16 protein-coding genes are annotated in these 18,745 nt (G+C 40.3%); 3 read left to right on the plus strand and 13 right to left on the minus strand.

What is annotated here, in order from left to right; genetic code table 11:
- Positions 1-3: 3 nt before the first annotated feature.
- The 8 genes from kdpB to IGI49_RS19805 form a co-directional block, all read right to left on the minus strand.
- The gene (kdpB, locus tag IGI49_RS19770; RefSeq protein WP_429965854.1) at positions 4-2,034 is read right to left on the minus strand and encodes a potassium-transporting ATPase subunit KdpB; all 2,031 of its coding nucleotides are present in this window, start codon (positions 2,032-2,034) and stop codon (positions 4-6) included.
- A gap of 14 nt (positions 2,035-2,048) precedes the next feature.
- Positions 2,049-3,722: a potassium-transporting ATPase subunit KdpA gene (kdpA, locus tag IGI49_RS19775; RefSeq protein ID WP_429965853.1), complete on the minus strand. Its 1,674-nt coding sequence runs from the start codon at positions 3,720-3,722 to the stop codon at positions 2,049-2,051.
- Positions 3,723-4,171: 449 nt separating this feature from the next.
- Positions 4,172-4,939 (minus strand): MurR/RpiR family transcriptional regulator, encoded by a 768-nt coding sequence (locus IGI49_RS19780; RefSeq protein WP_429965852.1) that lies wholly within the window; start codon positions 4,937-4,939, stop codon positions 4,172-4,174.
- 121 nt (positions 4,940-5,060) lie between these two features.
- Positions 5,061-6,398 carry a 6-phospho-alpha-glucosidase gene (locus IGI49_RS19785; protein ID WP_429965851.1) on the minus strand — a complete coding sequence of 446 codons (1,338 nt, stop codon included), beginning with the start codon at positions 6,396-6,398 and terminating at the stop codon, positions 5,061-5,063.
- Positions 6,399-6,409: 11 nt separating this feature from the next.
- The gene (locus tag IGI49_RS19790; protein ID WP_429965850.1) at positions 6,410-7,960 is read right to left on the minus strand and encodes a PTS transporter subunit EIIC; all 1,551 of its coding nucleotides are present in this window, start codon (positions 7,958-7,960) and stop codon (positions 6,410-6,412) included.
- A 186-nt stretch (positions 7,961-8,146) separates the two neighbouring features.
- On the minus strand, positions 8,147-9,514 hold the full coding sequence (locus IGI49_RS19795; RefSeq protein ID WP_429965849.1) for an MATE family efflux transporter: 1,368 nt from the start codon (positions 9,512-9,514) through the stop codon (positions 8,147-8,149).
- Positions 9,515-9,840: 326 nt separating this feature from the next.
- Positions 9,841-10,635 carry a glutamate 5-kinase gene (gene proB, locus IGI49_RS19800; RefSeq protein ID WP_429965848.1) on the minus strand — a complete coding sequence of 265 codons (795 nt, stop codon included), beginning with the start codon at positions 10,633-10,635 and terminating at the stop codon, positions 9,841-9,843.
- Between the two features lie 3 nt (positions 10,636-10,638).
- Positions 10,639-11,178, minus strand: coding sequence for a prolyl-tRNA synthetase associated domain-containing protein (locus IGI49_RS19805; RefSeq protein WP_429965846.1), 540 nt, complete (start codon positions 11,176-11,178; stop codon positions 10,639-10,641).
- 122 nt (positions 11,179-11,300) lie between these two features.
- On the opposite strand from IGI49_RS19805, the gene IGI49_RS19810 reads away from it, so the two are divergent.
- The 3 genes from IGI49_RS19810 to IGI49_RS19820 all read left to right on the plus strand — a co-directional run bounded on the left by IGI49_RS19810 (position 11,301) and on the right by IGI49_RS19820 (position 14,155).
- On the plus strand, positions 11,301-12,161 hold the full coding sequence (locus IGI49_RS19810) for a LysR family transcriptional regulator (RefSeq protein WP_429965845.1): 861 nt from the start codon (positions 11,301-11,303) through the stop codon (positions 12,159-12,161).
- A 411-nt stretch (positions 12,162-12,572) separates the two neighbouring features.
- Entirely contained in the window at positions 12,573-13,256 is a 684-nt protein-coding gene (locus IGI49_RS19815; protein ID WP_429963056.1) for a transposase, read from the plus strand.
- Between the two features lie 14 nt (positions 13,257-13,270).
- A complete protein-coding gene (locus IGI49_RS19820; RefSeq protein ID WP_429963057.1) occupies positions 13,271-14,155 on the plus strand; it encodes an IS3 family transposase in 885 nt (294 codons plus the stop codon).
- Between the two features lie 119 nt (positions 14,156-14,274).
- Here the strand turns inward: IGI49_RS19820 and IGI49_RS19825 are convergent, their stop codons facing one another.
- The 5 genes from IGI49_RS19825 to IGI49_RS19845 all read right to left on the minus strand — a co-directional run bounded on the left by IGI49_RS19825 (position 14,275) and on the right by IGI49_RS19845 (position 18,703).
- The gene (locus IGI49_RS19825) at positions 14,275-14,802 is read right to left on the minus strand and encodes an ECF transporter S component (protein WP_429965844.1); all 528 of its coding nucleotides are present in this window, start codon (positions 14,800-14,802) and stop codon (positions 14,275-14,277) included.
- A complete protein-coding gene (locus IGI49_RS19830; protein ID WP_429965843.1) occupies positions 14,786-15,187 on the minus strand; it encodes a DUF4430 domain-containing protein in 402 nt (133 codons plus the stop codon). Before IGI49_RS19830 ends, IGI49_RS19825 begins: the two co-directional genes overlap by 17 nt.
- 960 nt (positions 15,188-16,147) lie before the next feature.
- On the minus strand, positions 16,148-16,426 hold the full coding sequence (locus tag IGI49_RS19835) for a hypothetical protein (RefSeq protein ID WP_207701864.1): 279 nt from the start codon (positions 16,424-16,426) through the stop codon (positions 16,148-16,150).
- Between the two features lie 321 nt (positions 16,427-16,747).
- The gene (locus IGI49_RS19840; RefSeq protein WP_429965842.1) at positions 16,748-17,731 is read right to left on the minus strand and encodes an ornithine cyclodeaminase family protein; all 984 of its coding nucleotides are present in this window, start codon (positions 17,729-17,731) and stop codon (positions 16,748-16,750) included.
- 258 nt (positions 17,732-17,989) lie between these two features.
- Complete coding sequence (locus IGI49_RS19845; RefSeq protein WP_429965841.1) at positions 17,990-18,703, minus strand: MerR family transcriptional regulator; 714 nt, start codon at positions 18,701-18,703, stop codon at positions 17,990-17,992.
- Positions 18,704-18,745 lie beyond the last annotated feature (42 nt).

Genomic DNA, 18,745 nt, shown 5'->3' on the forward strand with positions numbered 1-18,745 from the left:
CTCCTAAAGAATGATTGCTGACAGGATCAAGTCAATCAATTTAATAAATACGAAGGGAGCCAAAATTCCTCCTAAGCCATACACCAGCAAATTATTCCGCAGAATCTGACTAGCCGGTTTCTCCTGATAGCGGACTCCCTTCAAGGCCAAAGGAATTAACGCCACAATAATCAAGGCATTATAGATGACTGCTGAAAGGATCGCAGTTAATGGACTCCCTAAATGCATCAAATTCAATTGATTCAATTCGGGATAGATTCCATAAAACAACACGGGAATTACCGCAAAATATTTAGCAATATCGTTAGAGATACTAAAGGTGGTCAATGCTCCACGAGTCATCAACAGCTGCTTACCAATTTGAACTACAGCCAGTAGTTTCGTGGGACTGGAATCCAAGTCAATCATATTCCCTGCTTCTTTGGCTGCTTGAGTACCGGTATTCATCGCCATCGCCACATCCGCCTGAGCCAAGGCTGGCGCATCATTTGTTCCATCACCAGTCATGGCGACCAAATGTCCTTTGTCCTGATAGTCACGGATCAAGTTCATTTTATTTTCCGGAGTGGCTTCGGCTAGGAAATCATCCACGCCTGCTTCAGCTGCAATCGCTGCTGCAGTCAATGGGTTGTCCCCAGTAATCATAATGGTTTTAATACCCATCTTTCGCATGTCAGCGAATTTGTCCTTTACGCCATTTTTGACTACATCTTTCAAATAAACGACACCCAGAACTTGGTTGTTCTTCACTACTACCAAGGGTGTTCCACCAGCTCTGGCTATATTATCCACGATCTCATCACAAGCCTCCGGGTAACGATTGCCTTTTTCCTCCACGTATTTTTTCATGGTATCAGCAGCACCTTTACGAATTTCATCGCCGCGATAATCAATCCCGCTCATCCGAGTTTTGGCACTGAAATCAATGAAGCGTACTTCCGATTTCTGAAATTCTCTTTGACGAATATTAAAGGCTTCCTTAGCCAAAATGACAATGCTGCGCCCTTCTGCCGTTTCATCAGCCAGAGAAGAAAGCTGAGCAGCATCGGCTAATTGTTCTTCAGTGACACCCGGAACCGGTAAAAATTCACTGGCCCGACGATTTCCCAACGTAATTGTCCCCGTTTTATCCAACAGCAGGACATCCACGTCTCCCGCCGCCTCAATTGCGCGACCGCTCATCGCAATCACATTTTCCTTAGTCAAACGACTCATCCCAGCAATCCCGATAGAAGAAATCAACGCTCCAATAGTAGTCGGTGCCAAACAAATCAATAAGGCAATCACAATAACACTGGAAATCACTTCACCTTGACCGGAAAGCTGACTGCTGAAATCGGTAAAAGGCACTAAAGTAATCGCTACGCTTAAAAAAATAATCGTTAAAGTGATCAAAAAGATTTGCAGACCAATCTCATTTGGTGTTTTTTTTCGTTGGGTTCCTTCTACCATGGCAATCATCTTATCTAAGAAGGATTGGCCATTTTCGGAAGTTACTCGAATCACTAGATAGTCAGAAACGACCGTTGTTCCTCCAGTAACTGCACTGCGGTCACCACCAGATTCCCGAATCACCGGAGCCGATTCACCGGTAATCGCGCTTTCGTCCACTGAAGCTGCACCTTCAACCACGTCCCCATCCGCCGGGATTTGTTCGCCGGATTGAACGTAAACTAAATCACCTTTTTTCAAGTCTGACGAACGTATCTCTGTAAATTCTTCCGCCTCGATCGCTGCTAAAGAATCAATTTTGTACGTCATTACTTCTTTTTTTGCCTGCTTCAAGCTGTCAGCCTGAGCTTTGCCTCGTCCTTCCGCAACTGCTTCAGCGAAATTGGCAAAAAGCAAGGTCAGCCAAAGGAAAATGGTAATGGATATACTGAACCATAGAGGAACACCAGTATCGGTAAAGCACAGCCCGGTGGTCAGCAGGGCACCAACATAAACGACAAACATGACCGGATTTTTTATTTGTTGGCGAGGGTCAAGCTTTTTAAAGGCCTGCCCGATCGCCCATTGATAGATTTTTTTCATCATTTTCACTCCGTTTATATCCTAAAGTATTCAGCAATTGGTCCCAAAGCCATTGCGGGAAGAAAGCTTAAAGCTCCCACCACGAAGATTACAATAATCAACATAGTCACAAAGGTTGGACTGCTGGTTGACAAGGTTCCTTCGTTTAACGCCGATTTTTTCTTCATGCCCATATTTTCAGCCAGTAATAAAATAACCAGTATCGGCAAATAACGCGAAAGCGTCATTAACAAGCTGCCTAACACATTTATAAATGGCGTATCTGCTGCTAATCCAGCAAAAGCACTCCCATTGTTGTTGGCTAAAGAAGTTGCCCCATACAGTAATTCACTAAAAGCGTGAGGACCACTATTGGTCAACCAGGTCATTACGTCTGGATGAAGTACTAACGCCATCGCTCCGAATAACGTCAATAGTAACGGTGTCAAAATAACCACACTGGCCATCTTAATATCAAAGGCTTCAATTTTCTTGCCTAAATATTCTGGTGTACGTCCGACTAGCAAACCAGCGATAAATACGGCTAGCAGCAAGAAGGCCATCATTCCGTATAATCCGCTGCCGACACCCCCGAAGATTATTTCTCCTAGCTGCATCAGAAATAGCGGAATTGCTCCACCTAAGGGCGTGAAGCTGTCCAGCATGGCATTAACTGACCCGTTGGAAGCGGCTGTCGTGCTAACTGCCCACAAGCTGGACCAGCCAATTCCAAATCGAACTTCCTTACCTTCCATGTTCATGGTTCCTAATGCATTGGCCAGCTGCGGGCCGTAATATTCATTGACCACCACTCCTACAAAAGCTAACGAAACAAAAACTAAAGATGTAATCAAAATCGTTCGTCCTTGCTTCAAATCCTTTACCCAAAAACCAAAGGCAAAAATCAACGCCGCTGGAATCAATAAAATCGCCAAATTTTCAAAGAAATTCGCTAAAATAGTCGGGTTTTCAAAAGGGTGCGCTGCATTTGCTCCGAAAAAGCCGCCGCCGTTGGTTCCCAGCTGTTTAATCGCAACTTGACTGGCTACTGGCCCTAAATGCAACCACAGGGATTTTCCTTCCACTCCTTGATAGGCTGTCCCATTGCTAAACGTCTGTACACTTCCTTGTGAAATCAACACAATTGCCAGCACAAAGGCCAGTGGTAGTAAGATATAAACTAAACTACGAGTCAAATCCTGCCAGAAATTACCGAGCATGCGCTTTTGTCTCTGACTAATTCCTCGTATCAACGCGCAAGCTACTGAAAGTCCAATGCCGGCAGAAATAAAATTCTGAACCGTCAAACCAAAAATCTGCGAAAAATGCGACAGTGTTGTTTCTCCGGCATAAGCCTGCCAGTTTGTATTGGTCACGAAACTAACTGCAGTATTCAAAGCCAGATCAATCGGCAAATTAGCAACCTTCTCGCCTCCCGGCAGCCACTGCTGGGTCGTCAGCAGTACCATCAGAACCACTAGCGAAGAGAAACTCAATAGTAGTACATGAACAAAATAAGTTTTCCCACGCATTTCCTTTTTACTAACAGGTCCAATAACCTTATAAAAAAGCCGCTCCAAAGGCTGTAAAAACCGTACATAACGCGGGATTTTCCCTTGCATTACTTCCTTGATATACCAGCCTAAAGGTAAAGCAGCCGCCAGCAAAACAAAAAAGAAAAAGATGCCTTGATAAATTAGACTGCTCATAGCTCTTCCCCCTTAAACAAAAACCAGAATAAGTAGACCATTAATAGTCCGCCGATTATTCCAAGTAGTACATTCATTGTCTTTTCCTCCATATCGACAGCCACTGCTGCCGCAAACTAGCGGGACCTTGTCCTCCACCTCTTTATCTTAGCCAAAAAGCTATAAAGACAGTGTTAAGCTTGCTGAAATTTCTTTATATCCTCTTTATACAAGCCAGTTCTGAGTTTTATTGGGGATAAATGGACAACTAAACGCGCATTGCATAAAACCCTTTGCTGGAACGAAAAGCAGCTTACCTTTTAGCTAAAAATTCTGAAGGTTAAGGTAGAAGAATTGAGCAGAATAGAGTTGTTCTTTACAAAAAAATACCCAAACGAGTAAGGGAGGACTTCGGTGTAATCACGTTCGATCACCCAATGTGTCCCCAATCGTTTGAGTAGTTTTTCAACCTATTTATTTTTACGTACATAATCCATATAGCCAAAGGCAAAAGCCTCTATCAAAATGAAAAAAGACGAGGCTGTCTGCAGCCACCAATCTTTTGGCAACGGACTGCGGCTGGTGGAAGCATACAAATTATAGTCCGACCGACCCGACAACCAGTTGTTCTGTAAACTAGTCACCGATACAATTACCGAGTTGCGAATCGACAACGTATTTAATACATTTTCCAAATGTGTATTCTCACCTGACAGCGATAAAACAAAAATGATGTCCTCATCAGTCAGACGTTCAATAATTCGTCGAAATTCATTTGACTGAGCCGAGGCCGGAATCATTTGGGCCGGCTTGCCAATGAGTAAAAATAATCGCTGCAGCTCAGCAGCCTGACTTTGCTGAGTTACTCCAGTTGAAAGAATGTAAATATTATGACTAAGTTTGATTTTTTGATAAATCTCTTCCCATTCAGCTGCTTCAATATACTCCATGGTCTTTTTTGTATCTTTAATAATCTGCTTGCGAAAATCCAAATGCTGCTCTAGTGTATCTTCGTGATCCTGCCATTTTAAAAAGTTTCGTAATTCACCAAACCCGGTAAATCCTAATTTTTGGGCAAAACGAATAACTGACGACTTGGAGGATAAACAAGCTTTAGCAAACTCCTGAGTACTCATGTTGGGCACCTCTTTGGGATGATCCACAATATAATTGCTCATGGCTAAATCTGTTTCATTTAAGTCAGTATAATTTTGATTGATAATATCCGCAAAGCGCATCGTTTTCCCCTCACCCGTTTTCTTCTATTGTATAAGAAGAGCGTTTGGAGAAGCAAGCTGTTTCCGCAGATGGAAGGCAAAAAACGAATGCCTGAACAGTAACCAGACATTCGTTTATTAGCTATTTCAATTCAGGCCACCAGTCTTGGTTAGCTTCAATCAATTCATCCAAAATTGCTTTCGCTACCTTAGCACTGGGAACTGTTTTTGATAAAGTCAAGGCCTGCCATAGTTTTTGGTAGGATTGTTCTAAATAGGCCTGAACCACCAGCTTCTCAACTGAAACCTGCTGAGTCATCAAGCCTTTTTGGAAGTCAGGAATTTCCCCCATACACAACGGTTCATAGCCTCGCTTGCTGACAATACATGGGACCTCTACCATCGTATCCTGAGCCATATTTGCAATCGCGCCCTTGTTCTCAACAATCAGCAGCATTCTTTCATACGTATTGTAAGCCAATGCCCCCGCAAGCTGAACGATAAACTCTGCGTGCTCTCCTGCTTCAATGGATGTCCCTACCGCTGTTTGTTCATGAGCTACCCGCTGACATTCGACAAAAACATTTTTCTCGCGATTGTCCATTACTTCGTTAGCTCTCGTCCGATTTGGATCAGCATGGGCGACTACATAATCGGGATACAGATAATATTTCAAATAAGTATTGGGCATGGTATCAGGATCGACAGCATACACATCTTTGGCTTTTTGGAAAGTATCCATCCAGCTGGCCTCATCCAACAGTGGGTTGCCTTCTTCAGCAGCCGCAGCATACCCAAACTTCTGGACATGCTCCTTCAGTCGCGGCATTAAATCATTCCCCTGACGGTCCGTCAGCTCCGTCCACCAGCCAAAATGGTTTAAACCATAATAACGATCCACAATTTCATTCTCATTTTTCAAGCCTAAAATATCCGCCATTGATTTTTTAATTGCCACTGGCATATCGCAAATGTTGATAATTTTTGCTTCCGGACGCAGTCTGCGAGTTGCTTCAGCCACAATCGCTGCTGGGTTGGAATAGTTTAACATCCAAGCCTCCGGTGAGTATTTTTCCATAAAATCAATCAACTCAATTACTCCAGGAATCGAACGCATACCATAAGCTACTCCTCCTGGTCCACAGGTTTCTTGACCAACGACACCATAACGCAACGGGATTTTTTCATCCAGCTCCCGCATCTTTAACCCGCCAACCCGAATGTGAGCCATTACAAAATCCACATCGGAAAAAGCGGTCTCTGGGTCGGTTGTCGCCAAAAATGAAATATGAGGTGCCCGTTCTCTAATAATTACTTCGCAGGCCTTCGCTACAACCTCTTGTCGTTCTTGATCATTGTCATAAAATTTCAACTGACGCAGAGGGAATTTATCTTGATTTTCAATTAACATCATGACGATTCCAGCAGTATACGTACTACCTCCGCCAGCAATTACTACTGATTGTGCTTCTAAACTCATTACTTTCGCTCCTATTCTTCAATTCCTAAAATTTCACAGACTGTTTCTTTAAACTCTTGCACACCCATGCCAATAATGACCTGAATATTCTTGCCGTTTGTTACGACTCCCTTAGATTTGGGAAGGTTTTCCAGTAGATGGGTGTCCACTTTTTCAGGGTCCTTTACTGTTACTCGCAAGCGGGTAAAACAGTTAGTCACCAGTTCAATGTTACTAGCACCACCTAAACCGGAAATAACCAAATCCTCCTCTTGCTCTGAAACTTCGATCGCTGTTTGATCAACTAGTCCATTGCCTTCTGCAACTGCTGCTTCAACTACGTCACGTCCAGGTGTTTTAATGTCCAGCTTTTTAATCAAATAAACAAAGGTAACAAACCAAACTACCATCATGACTAGGCCAACAATAATCACTAAATAAAACTTAGTCAGCGATGGACTAAAGACTGAATTGGAAACGACTGTATCAATTAGTCCGTACAGCATATATGTTCTTGCTCCTAATGCCCAAAGCAAGGTTTCTGAAATGGCGGTTAACAAACTATTCACTAGCCATAACAAAGGTGAAATGAACAAGAAAGTGAAATCTAGTGGTTCTGTAATACCCGCAATCGCTGCCACAAACATTGAGGGCAACATCATCCCTTTTACTTCATCTTTTCGATCTTTGTTGGCACAATAAATAATCGCCAAGGTAATCGCAATCGAACCGAAAATCTTAACAAAGCCAAAGGTCGCAAAACGTAATGATGAATCCAATTGAGTAATCGTATTGGCATTCGCCATCTCCGCGTAAAAAATGTTTGCCGCTCCACTGTAAACCTGTCCATTGATTTCCGCTGTCCCACCAAGTGCTGTAAAACAAAACGGCATCCAAAGCAAATGATGCAAGCCAGTTGGAATCAAGAAACGATTCCCAAAAGCATAAATGAAGACACCTAGCAGGCCTGTAGTCAAAATGACATCAGACAATGACGTGATCCAACCATTAATCACCGGCCATACATAAGACAAAACAATCGCTAGTGCCAAGATAATGGGAATCACAATCATGAAGGTCAGGCGTGAACCACCATAAATACTCAAAATATCATGCAATTCTTTATTAGAAAATTTATTATGCAAATAGCCTACTAGACAGCCAACAATCATACCTAGAAAAACATTCATATCAACTACCTGAAACCCTAATACCATTCCTTGGCCTGTTCCGAACAGCCCCATTTCGCCAGCTTCCGCAATCATGTGATTCATAGAAAGCCAAGCATTATTTGCTGCTAAGAAAAACAAAAAGGCAATAAGGGCAATTAATCCTGCTTCCACTTTTTTCTTTTCAGCCAATGATGAGGCAATCCCAATACAGAAAATCAACGACAGGTTATTTAACATACTGTCCATCATCGTTTTAATCAATGTTCCAAAGGTTTGTAAAAAAGCTGGCATGAAGCTCAATTGTAAAATCACGGCCAAAGCAAGAAACAACCCCATTACCGCCATGAATTTCACTGGTACAATGACTGCCCGTGAAAATTTCTGCATCGCTTCTGTCACTTTTATTTTCATTCGTTCTCCTCCCAAAATTTTTCGATACGTATCTATGTCTCTAATTTACCTGTCGCCGCAACCGATTACAATGGATCATCCGTATTGTGGACCTAGGTCCACAGTTTGAAACGCAGCAGTCATCCATCAAAAAATTATTTTGCACGACGCAACAAAAAAAGCAAAACCTCAAAGATTCTGCTTTCGTTACACTATTTCTTGTATGTCTGCTTTTTCACTTTCTTCTCTAGTCAGCTTGTAGATCCATTTACCAAAATTGGCTTTCAGAAAGACTGGGACGCATTTAAACAGCTGATCCGAGTTCAAGGCAAAAACTACCACTGCCGGTGAGGCCTTGAAATAAAAGGCTAATAGATAAGACAGCGGAATCACAATTAGCCAGCTGCTGATTAAATTCATCTTGATGATAAACATTGGACTGCCGCCGCCTCGAATAATTCCTTCGCTGGTGGGCATCTGATACCCCATTCCGACGTAAATGACACTCAAAATAATCAGAAATTGATTCGCCATCGTTTGGGTTTCAGTTGACAAATCATACAAGCCTAAAATCGGAATACGAACAAAAAACAGAAGAATTCCGCCGATAATGCCAATAGCCAAGTACATTTTTTGTAATTTCTTCGAATAGACAATGACTTGGTCGAGATTGCCTGAGCCAATCTCTTTTCCGATAATAATTGCTCCCGCTGAAGCAGCACCCACAGCTCCACCCTTAACCAATAGAAAAAGAACAGAAGCCACACTATTAGCAGCAATTGCGGCCGAGCTCATGTAACCTAAAATCGACGTTTGCAGTCCCGTACTTAATCCCCAAAGTGCTGCAATAGCAGTCATTGGCGCTACTACCCGAAAATAATCTTTTCTCAATAACGAATCGAAGGTCAGGTAATCCTTTACCTTACTGCGCAGTGTTTTATCTCGCAGCTTTAAATAAAGCAGCAGTAAAGTCAGTTCAATTATTCGGGCAATCAAAGTCCCGATAGCGGCTCCCTGAACGCCTAATTCTGGTGCTCCAAACTTCCCGAAAATCAGAGTATAATTAATGCAAATATTTAATAAAAAAGCTGCGATTGACAGATAAAACCCAATCTTAACAACTTCAACACTACGCAAAGAAGCCAGCAAAATCATGGTAATTGCTAAAAAGAAATAGGAAAAACGGACAATCATTAAGTAGTTGATCCCCTGCTCAATAATCGGCTGAGAAGTCGTGAATATCCGCATGACCTGCTCTGGAAATAACGACACCGCCGTAAATAACAGCACCGCTGCGCCAACCGTAATTTTGATCGCAATAGCCACAATTTTTTTGATTGGTTCAATCCGACCAGTTCCCCAGTACTGACTACTAATCATCACGACCCCTTCACCTAAAGCATTTAAGATTTGCTGGTAAAAAAATTGTACCTGATTAATCGCAGCTACACCCGATAAAGCGATTTCACTATAGGCGCCAATCATCATGTTATCAGTTAGATTCACGCTTAAGGTAACAACATTTTGTAAGACAAATATCGTATACAAGGAGAAGAAACGTTTCGAAAACTTCATGCTCAACCTCCTTTTCTTATAAGTATAGCATCGAGCAGAATGAAAATAAAAGAGCTGTAGACGATTGTTTTGTCTACAGCTGATTGTTTTTGCCTTTACCTAACGAATTAAATTCGGTCATTTTCATTCTAACCACTTAAGCAATGACTTTTTCTCTGTCTCTATTAATTGTTTTGGTTCATTTTGATCGAATGGATACCCAGCAAGCAGTTCCTCCCAGGATTAAATGCTAGTGTGAAAAAACAGACCGACCTAATTGATATTATAAAAGTAAAATAAGAAGAAGTATCTCCTGCACGATACTTCTTCTTATCGTTTATTCCTCATCATTGACCTGAAAAAACCGTACCGACTGGTTCATTGTTAATCACCTTATACAAGGATTGAGGATTATTGCCGTTAGTAATCACGGTATCAATTCCCCGTTCCATGGCGAATTTAGCTGCTCGCAGTTTCGTGATCATCCCGCCTCTTCCTCGTTTAGAACCCGCGCCTGATGCTAGTGCCTCAAGCTCAGGGTCAATGCTTCTTACTTGGTTAATCAGCTGGGCATCGGAATTTATTCGCGGATCTTGAGAATACAAGCCATCAATATCAGAAAAAATAACCAGCTTTCTAGCATGACATAGACTGGCAACCTGTGCGGATAACATATCATTGTCTCCAAACAACTTATCTGCTGATTCTATTTCCGAACAATTGATGGAGTCATTTTCGTTAACTATGGGAATGATTCCAATCTCCAGCAGGCTTTCAAAGGTACTTATTAGGTTTTCCTTCCTTTCTGCCACCTTCAAATCTCCATCATTCAATAGAATTTGTGCCACAGTTTTCCCATAATCACGAAAGAATTTGTCATAAAGCATCATAATGTTGCATTGCCCCACAGCCGCTGCTGCTTGCTTCATGCGTAAAGATTCGGGATAAGCTGCCAGCTGTAATTTATTGGCACCAATCGCAATGGCCCCGGAAGAAACTAAAATCAATTCATACCCCAAATTTTGGATGTCCGCCAAAACGTAAGCAAATTGATCAAAAGACCGCAGATCATTTTTGCCGATTTTATTAGTTAATGAAGTCGTCCCTACTTTAACAACCAGTCGATTCTTGTGTAATCCCATATGCTATACCTCAATAATGGTCAGATCATGCTTGCTATAAGGTAATAATTTTTCAACAATATCCTTTGTCGCTATTTTTAAATAACCGGTGGTGGTTCCATCACTGCAGCCATACCACTGATCATTGACTACATCCTGGTCAAAAACAATCTGCACTTTTTTCTCTGGATCAATTAAAACACTAAAAACGGTGGCTGCCCCAATTTGGGTACCCAGCAGCTCTGCCATTCGTTCTTCTGACGCAAAGGAAACACGGGCGATTTCTAACGCTTTACTAAAATCCTTTGAGCGAAAGGGTTTATCTCCTCTCGTTACAAACAGATAAAAATTGGTTTGCTGCCGATTACATAAAAACAAAGTTTTGACCATATTCATATCCAAACGCTCATTAATTTGTAGACAATCCTCCATTGTAATTACTTCATCAGTTGCTACACGTTCGAAAGAAATCTTCAGCTCATCCATAGCTTGATACGCTTGTTCTTGTACAGTTGTCGTCAATTTTGTTGGTGTGTCAGTATAAATCTCACTCACTTGAATCATTTATTCTCCTACTTTCCGGTTGAAATTACTGTAGAATTAGCTTACCATGAATTTAAACATTACAAAAACGAATGTTTATCATCTTTAACATGATGATTCCAGATGAAAAGAGTGAGATACCTATGGATATGAATATTCAAAAATACATAGCTTTTGTCAAAACAGTTGAGTTAGGCAGTTTTACCAAAGCTGCTGAAACACTTAACTATTCACAATCCGGTATTAGCCGCATGATTAACGATCTGGAAAAGGAATGGAACATTACCTTATTGGAACGTAACCGTGCCGGATTGCGCCTCACCTCCGATGGCTTAAATATTTTCCCATTGGCAAAGAAATTATATGAAGAATATGAGGCTGTGCAGCTTCGTCTGGAAGAATTGGGCGGCATCCAAACTGGCGGCATTCGTATCGGAACTTTTTCTAGTGTAGCAACCCACTGGCTGCCGCAATTAATGAGTGATTTTCAAAAAGACTACCCCAATATCGCCTTTGAATTGCTCTTAGGCGATTACGATGAAATTGAAAAATGGATCGTTAATGGCCGCGTTGATTTTGGTTTTCTGCGTTTACCCACGCTACCTGAATTGCAGGTTCAGTATATTGAACAAGATGAGTTGAAGGTCATTTTACCTGAGAATCATCCTCTGACTAGCTTGCCGCAGGTTTCGCTGCAGGATCTTTATGGCCTTCCTTTCATTTTGCTGGAAAAGGATGGCAACTCAGATATTACACGCCTGTTGAATAAGCTGAATTTTTCACCCAATGTCCAATTTACCACCTGGGACGACTACGCCATTATGGCGATGGTAGAAAAGGGATTAGGAATTAGTATTTTACCTAGCCTAATCCTAGAACGAATTCCTTATAAATTAGTAATTAAGGAATTAGATGTCCCAGCCTTTCGCAAAATCGGTTTAGCCTATAAACAAAAACAGATGCTTTCCTTGGCCAGTAAAAAGTTTATTGCAGTATTTGAATAGAAAAAAGCAGTTAACCCATTTAATGGTTAGCTGCTCACAATAAATCTTTTTTCATAATAGCGATAGACGGATAGTGCTCCAATGCAGTTAAATCCATATCTAATGGCACACTGTAAACCATATAATAAGCTTGACTGTCGTCCTGCTCAGCCAACTTTCTCTTATAAGCTGTTTAAGCAATTCGGGAGTAGATTAATTTTATTTTTAGCTTTAATTAAGAAAAGAGACGCAACTATTATTTCTCTTAGACAAAAGAACGGCGATAATTGGGAGCCAGTTTTGTATGATTGATAACTAGAGATTTTATACAAGGAAAGCTGCTCAATAACATAAAGAAAAGCCGCGACATTTTGATATGCTACCCCTATCTAGGACAAGGAAATAATTAAATCCTAGATAGGGGTATTTGTTATGGGAAAAAGAAGGATGAAGCTGAGTCCAGAAGAACGTCTAAAGATTGTCGAGAGTTATCTTAGACATGAGATCAGTTTGAAGAGAGCCACCAAGGAAGCACAGGTTTCCACAGAAACAATCAAACGATGGTGCAATTTGTATGAAAATGAAGGAGCCGCAGGTTTGGTTGCTTCAAGAAAGAATAACAATTATTCGAAGGATTTGAAGCTGATAGCCGTTCAAGATTACTTTACTGGTGGAGGCAGCCAAGTTTATATCGCCAAAAAGTATGGATTAAGAAGCAAGAGGCAACTACAGGACTGGATCAAGGTTTATAATACTCATAAAGACTTCAAATCAGAAAGTGGTGGAAGTAGAATGAGTCAAACCCGTGAGACCAGTCAAGAGGAACGTCTGAAGATTGTATTAGAGTGTCTAGCCAATAATAAGGATTATGGAGCGATGGCAATCAAGTATCAAGTGTCCTATCAGAACGTCTATAACTGGGTGAAGAAGTATGAGCAGCGAGGCTATGACGGGCTTCAAGATCGGCGAGGCCGACGCAAAGCGAAACAAGTCGGCCGAACACCAGAAGAAGAACAAGCAATTGAGCTAGCCAAATTGAAGAGTGAGATTAGACAATTGAGAATGGAAAATGACCTGTTAAAAAAAGTGAGGGAATTGGAGAGGAGGAATCGTTAGGGTAATTTCGAAACGTGGCTGCTTACCAAGCAATCAAATTCTTGCACGAAGAAATGGACTACCCGATAAAACCCTTGTGCGAACTCTTGCGGATAACACGCTCTGCCTATTATCGCTGGTTGAAACATCCAGAGAGTGTACGTGAACAAATCAATCGTCAAATCACAAAAGACATTCGAACAATTCATGAGAAGCATCCAGATATGGGGTATCGTCGAATTAAAGATGAATTGAAGCGGACCTATAAGATAAATGTTAACGATAAACGAGTCTTACGCATCTGTCGTCATGAACAAATCCAATCGAGGATAAAACATCCAGCAAATTGTATTACAAGGCGTGCTTATGCTCCGTACTACAAAGCAAAGAACGTTTTGCGTGGCCAATTTCATGCAGAGGCGCCGAATCAGAAGTGGGTGACAGATGTTTCAGAATTCAAGTATTTTATTGGACCAATAGTCAAAAAACTCTATTTGAGTGCGATTCTAGATCTTTACGATCACCGCATTGTCACGTATGTACTGAGTGACACCAATGATTTGGACTTGGTCTTTGATACGTTTGATCAAGCAGTCGAATTGGAGCCAGAGGCTCATCCAATTTTCCACAGTGATCAAGGGTTTCAATATACCCATGTGAACTTCTTCCGCCGCATCGTAAAAGCCGATATGATTCAGAGTATGTCTCGTGTAGGGAAATGTACTGATAATGGGCCTATGGAAGGTTTCTGGGGAATGCTTAAGCGAGAAAACTATTATGGACGAAAGTTTACCAGTCGCGAAGAACTCGTCACAATGATTACTGACTACATGAAGTACTACAATACTGGACGTTACCAACGAAAATTACAAGTAATGACGCCGATGGAATTTCACAACAATTACTACAAAGCTGCATAAATCACCAAGGTATATTCAAAAAAACTACTCATCTATTTTTGATGAGTAGTCCACAAAAATTTTATACTATTTCACTGTCCTATTGACGGGGTGCGCACCATTTACGTCACAGCTTCTCTCTAGTATTGATTTGGCCAAAACCTCAAAAGCAGCCTCGGAATGAATGGCCGCAACAAAGCATAAAACAGCAGATTACCTACACCATGTAGAGTATCAAAATAGATTCCCTGCACGTAGTAAGGCCAAAAAGCACGGATTCCATAAATAATTGTATCACCGCAAGCTGTTAGGAAACCAAACAGATACCCAGTAAAAAGTGCAAAAATCAACTGGGGTAATTGGTGCTGAGCAAACCAAGGAATTTGAGAGAACCCGCAGCTCACAATAATAATTACGGTATAAGAAAAAACTTGTGTCAGTGTCCAAGGACCCATTCCCATATAAATATTGGTCGTGAAAATCGTCAGTAATACAATTACAAAGCTACGCGAAAACCCTTTGTTGAAGCTGACTAAAATAAAAATAGCAGTAATCGGTTGAACATTAGGAATAAATTGAAAGGCTGTACGCCCAACTACACAAGCCGAAGTAATCAACGCTATAAAACAAATATCGCGAATGGTAAATTTGTTACTCGACTTTGCCATAATCAAACTCAACCTGATCACCATTTTTTACGAAGGTTTCCTGTGCACCTTTTGTTGCCCATTCACCATTGATTGTATAGGTCCAGTAATAACCAGCCTGTTCATCTTGCTTGAGGCCATCAATTGCTGTGATCATACCATCCTTCTCTTCCAGCTTATGTTCCTTTTTCATTAAATCCATCAGACTAGTACCTTCAATTAGTTCTACATTTTTATTGGAAACCTCTTTAGTGTTATCAGTAATCTTGACACTAATTGTGATCTTTTCCTCCGTAGAAGCAGTCGTTGATTGATTAGAGCTGGTCAAAGTATTTCCAGTTGGCGAGCAACCTGTGATCAATGTTAAGGTTAGTCCTAATAATAAGATAATACTCAATTTTTTCATGGGTTGTTTCCCCTCCTTTTTATAATTGAAAATAATTCCTAGCAAAATTTTACTCTACTCTTTAGTGTATCACAAGGGTAGAAAGTAAAAAACATGGCTCCCACCTTCCATCAACAGGTCAGTGAAAATCCATGTTCTCTTTATGAGAATCGATCAGCCTAAATTGATTGCCGAGGCAATGTCCTGTTCATATGCGGTCAACATAGGATAGTTTGTGATGGTGGTCGACTGATCTCGATCTCGCTTTTTTGTGTATTACCAAATGATAGAATACGTTTCCATTGTTTGGCAAAAGAATATTATATAGATAGCACTACCAAAATTCAACCAAGAAGTGTTCAAAAATTGTGTTTTCTATTTTAGTGATCCATCCTGCCACTAGAAGTGGAATAGGATAGTTATTCTACTTCTAGTGGACTGGCCAAGACTATCTCACTTTCATCGTAGCTTCCTAGATTAAGTAAGATTTAGTATTACTAATAGTGCTTATTCATTAGGCTCAGTCGATGGACCATCGTAATTTTTGAAGAAGTTGTAGCTAATTATTCGCTAAGAAAAATACGTAAGCAACAGGTGATAAAGGACCTCTGCATGGAACCCATTAAGAGATGGTTGTCTAAAATTGTAAAAACTTGCAACATCCCTAAATCGACAAAATATCTGTAGACCTCATTGTTTGCTAAATTTAGATTGAAATCGTGTTTCTACTATTATATATGTGCTGAAACCGTGTTTTCTAAGTCTTAATACTAAATCCACTGCTGTCAAATCTCATTTAACGAAGTATTTTGAACAAAGCAGGAAAACATCCACATCCTTCAAATGTGTTTCAGCATCATCGCCATAGTAAAAGATCGTTGTAACGCTGACTTAGGAGCAGCCGCTGAAGGACCTGATTGATGCTTGGTGTATATCCAGACGCAAAATAGCCGACAAAGAAGGATACTTTGTCGGCTGCTTTTATTGACGTAAGGGTTGTACTACTCGAACTTCGTTGTTGCCGTAAGCAATCCATTGCTTACGTTCGTTAAGATAAAAATAGATATTTTTTTGTTTAGTACGTTCATTATGGTCCAGCACAAGTTCATAAACAATGTTACTGGAGAGCCAGTCTGTATAATAAATGCGAACGTTCTCATCAGTTTCTATTTTTTTGCCGCAGCAGAAAATCGAATAGTTGGTAAAGCATTCCAAGTCATCATCCAAGCATTCTTCAATATACTGATTTACGATTGTCATTACAGGCCCCCCTTTCGTTCTACTTTAGATTGATTCTTATCATAACATATTTTGATAGCGCTTTCCATAACTAAGATTGTTCTTTTTTAGTCTTTTAAGAATTTGTTCAGTATTTTTCAAACTATCTAGAAAAAAGTGGTGAAGTATCCTTAAGATTTATGATTGAAGCGACCCCTAGAAGATAAGAATCTAACTTCTGGGATCGCTTCATGACTCTAACAATTAAGGGTCTATTTTTTATGGCAATTTTTTTCAGATAGCTTTCGGTTCCTAATCAAATTAAGCAAGCTTAACTACATCGATAAGTATTCTTTACCATTACTACAACGGCAGCTTCCGCCCAATTCCTTCTTGTAGAGCCTTCGAGAAGATCGCTTGTCCCATAACCACATCGCTGACAGAAATTCCTACGTTGCTGCAAACAATCAATTCGTTTTTACTAGTACGTCCTGGATGCACACCGACCAAAATTTCACCTGTCTCGCAAGTAACTGGTGCCAGCCCATCTGGGAAGTAACCCATGTCTGCAAACAATTCATGCTCTTCCTTACTGTCCAAGATATACTTGTCCGCCATATAGCAAATTTCTGGATCCCAAAACGTGTTCAAATCACAGGGGAGAATCGTCTGACCTTTGCCAACCCAGTCCTTTTTCACTACCTTTAAGGTGTCCTTTAAAATAACCGTTGCTGAACTCATCACTTCCGATTGCTTAACCAGCTCTTCTGGGCTATTCACTTTAATAATCGGAATCGTAACTTCACCTTTGACTTCCTCAATCAATTGATCCATTGTTTCGCTATGAATATCATAGATGTAAATCTTTTCTATTTTTTTTAACGTTTTGACAATGTATCTTACATGGGCTACTCCCTGAATTCCGCAGCCAAACATACCAAAAGTCGTCGCATCCGGATGCAGTGCTTTGGCAGCCAAGGCTGTTACAGCTGGTGTACGCATTGCCGTCAGCCACGCTGAATCCATCACTGTAATCGGCACACCAGTTGTGATGTCATTCAAGATTAACAGACCAGTTGTTTGCGGCAAGTTGAATTCTTTAGGATTGCGAGGATAGCATTCGATCCATTTTACACCACAAGCTAAATTGTCTGGAACATAAGCTGGCATGGCATGATAGAACACATCAGGATAAGGATGAATACCAATTTTAGCAGGCATTTCGTAAGCTTTTTTTCCGTGAGCAATCAGTGCTTGTTTCACTAATTCCAGCGTTTCCTCAATATTTGGTCCCACCTTTTTACATTCATCTTGGGTTAACCAAAGTAATTCTTTACCTAAATCCAATTTTGTTTTTAAATACTCATGCTACTTCTGAAAAGATTTAAGCTGTAATTCCGTTGCTTCATACGATATATAAAGTACCTCCAATTTTTATTCTATTTATAAACAGCAGGATAAACTGCTCTCATATCCAATAAATATCATTAAAAATGTAATGAAATCACTATAATTCTAGTGTAAGATCGCTATGAATCCTATGTCAATAAAATATTTTTTGTGCTCATTGCCAGTAATTTATTCAAATTAAAATCATTAATCAGTTCAATTCTTAATAAATGCCGTTAATGCTTCAGATAAAAATAGCGAAAAATCTTTTCCATATTGCTTAAAATACTCTTGAGCCTGTGGGGAATCTCGATAAAAAAGCACAAACTTTTCTAAGCCTTCTTTCTGAAAAGAAGCCCCATAGTTTTCTGTTAACATAGTAACAAAATTTGCTAATTCCCGTTGAACATGATTATCACAAGCGGATAATTGCTGAAGCTTGGCAAGTTTACGAAAGTGAACATCAAAATTTATATTGCCATTGAATTCTTTCAAATAAGATAAATCCTGAACATTTTCAAAATCTAACGTCCAAATATTCGAAAGTTCAGCCTTCAACGGATTATTATCTATAAAAATATTTTTTATCGCACGTTCTTCCAAGTCTTTTTCATCATTTAAAATCTGGTCAATTCTTGCTAAACGACCCTTGATTCTTTTGACCTGCGTTAATAACAGTTGCTCTTGTCTCAGTAACGACTCTTTCAGCGGTTCATTTGGATTTTGCTTAATTTGGTCAATGATCTCCTCCAAGCTTAACCCCGTTTCCTTTAACAAAATAATCTCGTGAGCCAAAACCAAGTCGCGATAAGTATACACTCTATGTCCACTAGAATCTCTACTTGGAACGAGCAAGCCAACTTCATCATAATAATGTAAGGTTCGTATCGTTAAGTTAGTTAGTTGGGAAAATTCAGTCATTTTGAACATTTACTTGCACCTCACGTAACGTTATGGAATACACTCATCTTA

It is taken from the genome of Enterococcus sp. AZ071, assembly GCF_050499065.1.
Taxonomy (GTDB): Bacteria; Bacillota; Bacilli; order Lactobacillales; family Enterococcaceae; genus Enterococcus_A; species Enterococcus_A ferrettii.

Coding starts and splice junctions, on each gene's coding strand:
- kdpB (WP_429965854.1), bottom strand. CDS start 2,034: ATGAAAAAAATCTATCAATGGGCGATCGGGCAGGCCTTTAAAAAGCTT.
- kdpA (WP_429965853.1), bottom strand. CDS start 3,722: ATGAGCAGTCTAATTTATCAAGGCATCTTTTTCTTTTTTGTTTTGCTG.
- IGI49_RS19780 (WP_429965852.1), bottom strand. CDS start 4,939: ATGCGCTTTGCGGATATTATCAATCAAAATTATACTGACTTAAATGAA.
- IGI49_RS19785 (WP_429965851.1), bottom strand. CDS start 6,398: ATGAGTTTAGAAGCACAATCAGTAGTAATTGCTGGCGGAGGTAGTACG.
- IGI49_RS19790 (WP_429965850.1), bottom strand. CDS start 7,960: ATGAAAATAAAAGTGACAGAAGCGATGCAGAAATTTTCACGGGCAGTC.
- IGI49_RS19795 (WP_429965849.1), bottom strand. CDS start 9,514: ATGAAGTTTTCGAAACGTTTCTTCTCCTTGTATACGATATTTGTCTTA.
- proB (WP_429965848.1), bottom strand. CDS start 10,635: ATGGGATTACACAAGAATCGACTGGTTGTTAAAGTAGGGACGACTTCA.
- IGI49_RS19805 (WP_429965846.1), bottom strand. CDS start 11,178: ATGATTCAAGTGAGTGAGATTTATACTGACACACCAACAAAATTGACG.
- IGI49_RS19810 (WP_429965845.1), top strand. CDS start 11,301: ATGGATATGAATATTCAAAAATACATAGCTTTTGTCAAAACAGTTGAG.
- IGI49_RS19815 (WP_429963056.1), top strand. CDS start 12,573: ATGGGAAAAAGAAGGATGAAGCTGAGTCCAGAAGAACGTCTAAAGATT.
- IGI49_RS19825 (WP_429965844.1), bottom strand. CDS start 14,802: ATGGCAAAGTCGAGTAACAAATTTACCATTCGCGATATTTGTTTTATA.
- IGI49_RS19830 (WP_429965843.1), bottom strand. CDS start 15,187: ATGAAAAAATTGAGTATTATCTTATTATTAGGACTAACCTTAACATTG.
- IGI49_RS19835 (WP_207701864.1), bottom strand. CDS start 16,426: ATGACAATCGTAAATCAGTATATTGAAGAATGCTTGGATGATGACTTG.
- IGI49_RS19845 (WP_429965841.1), bottom strand. CDS start 18,703: ATGTTCAAAATGACTGAATTTTCCCAACTAACTAACTTAACGATACGA.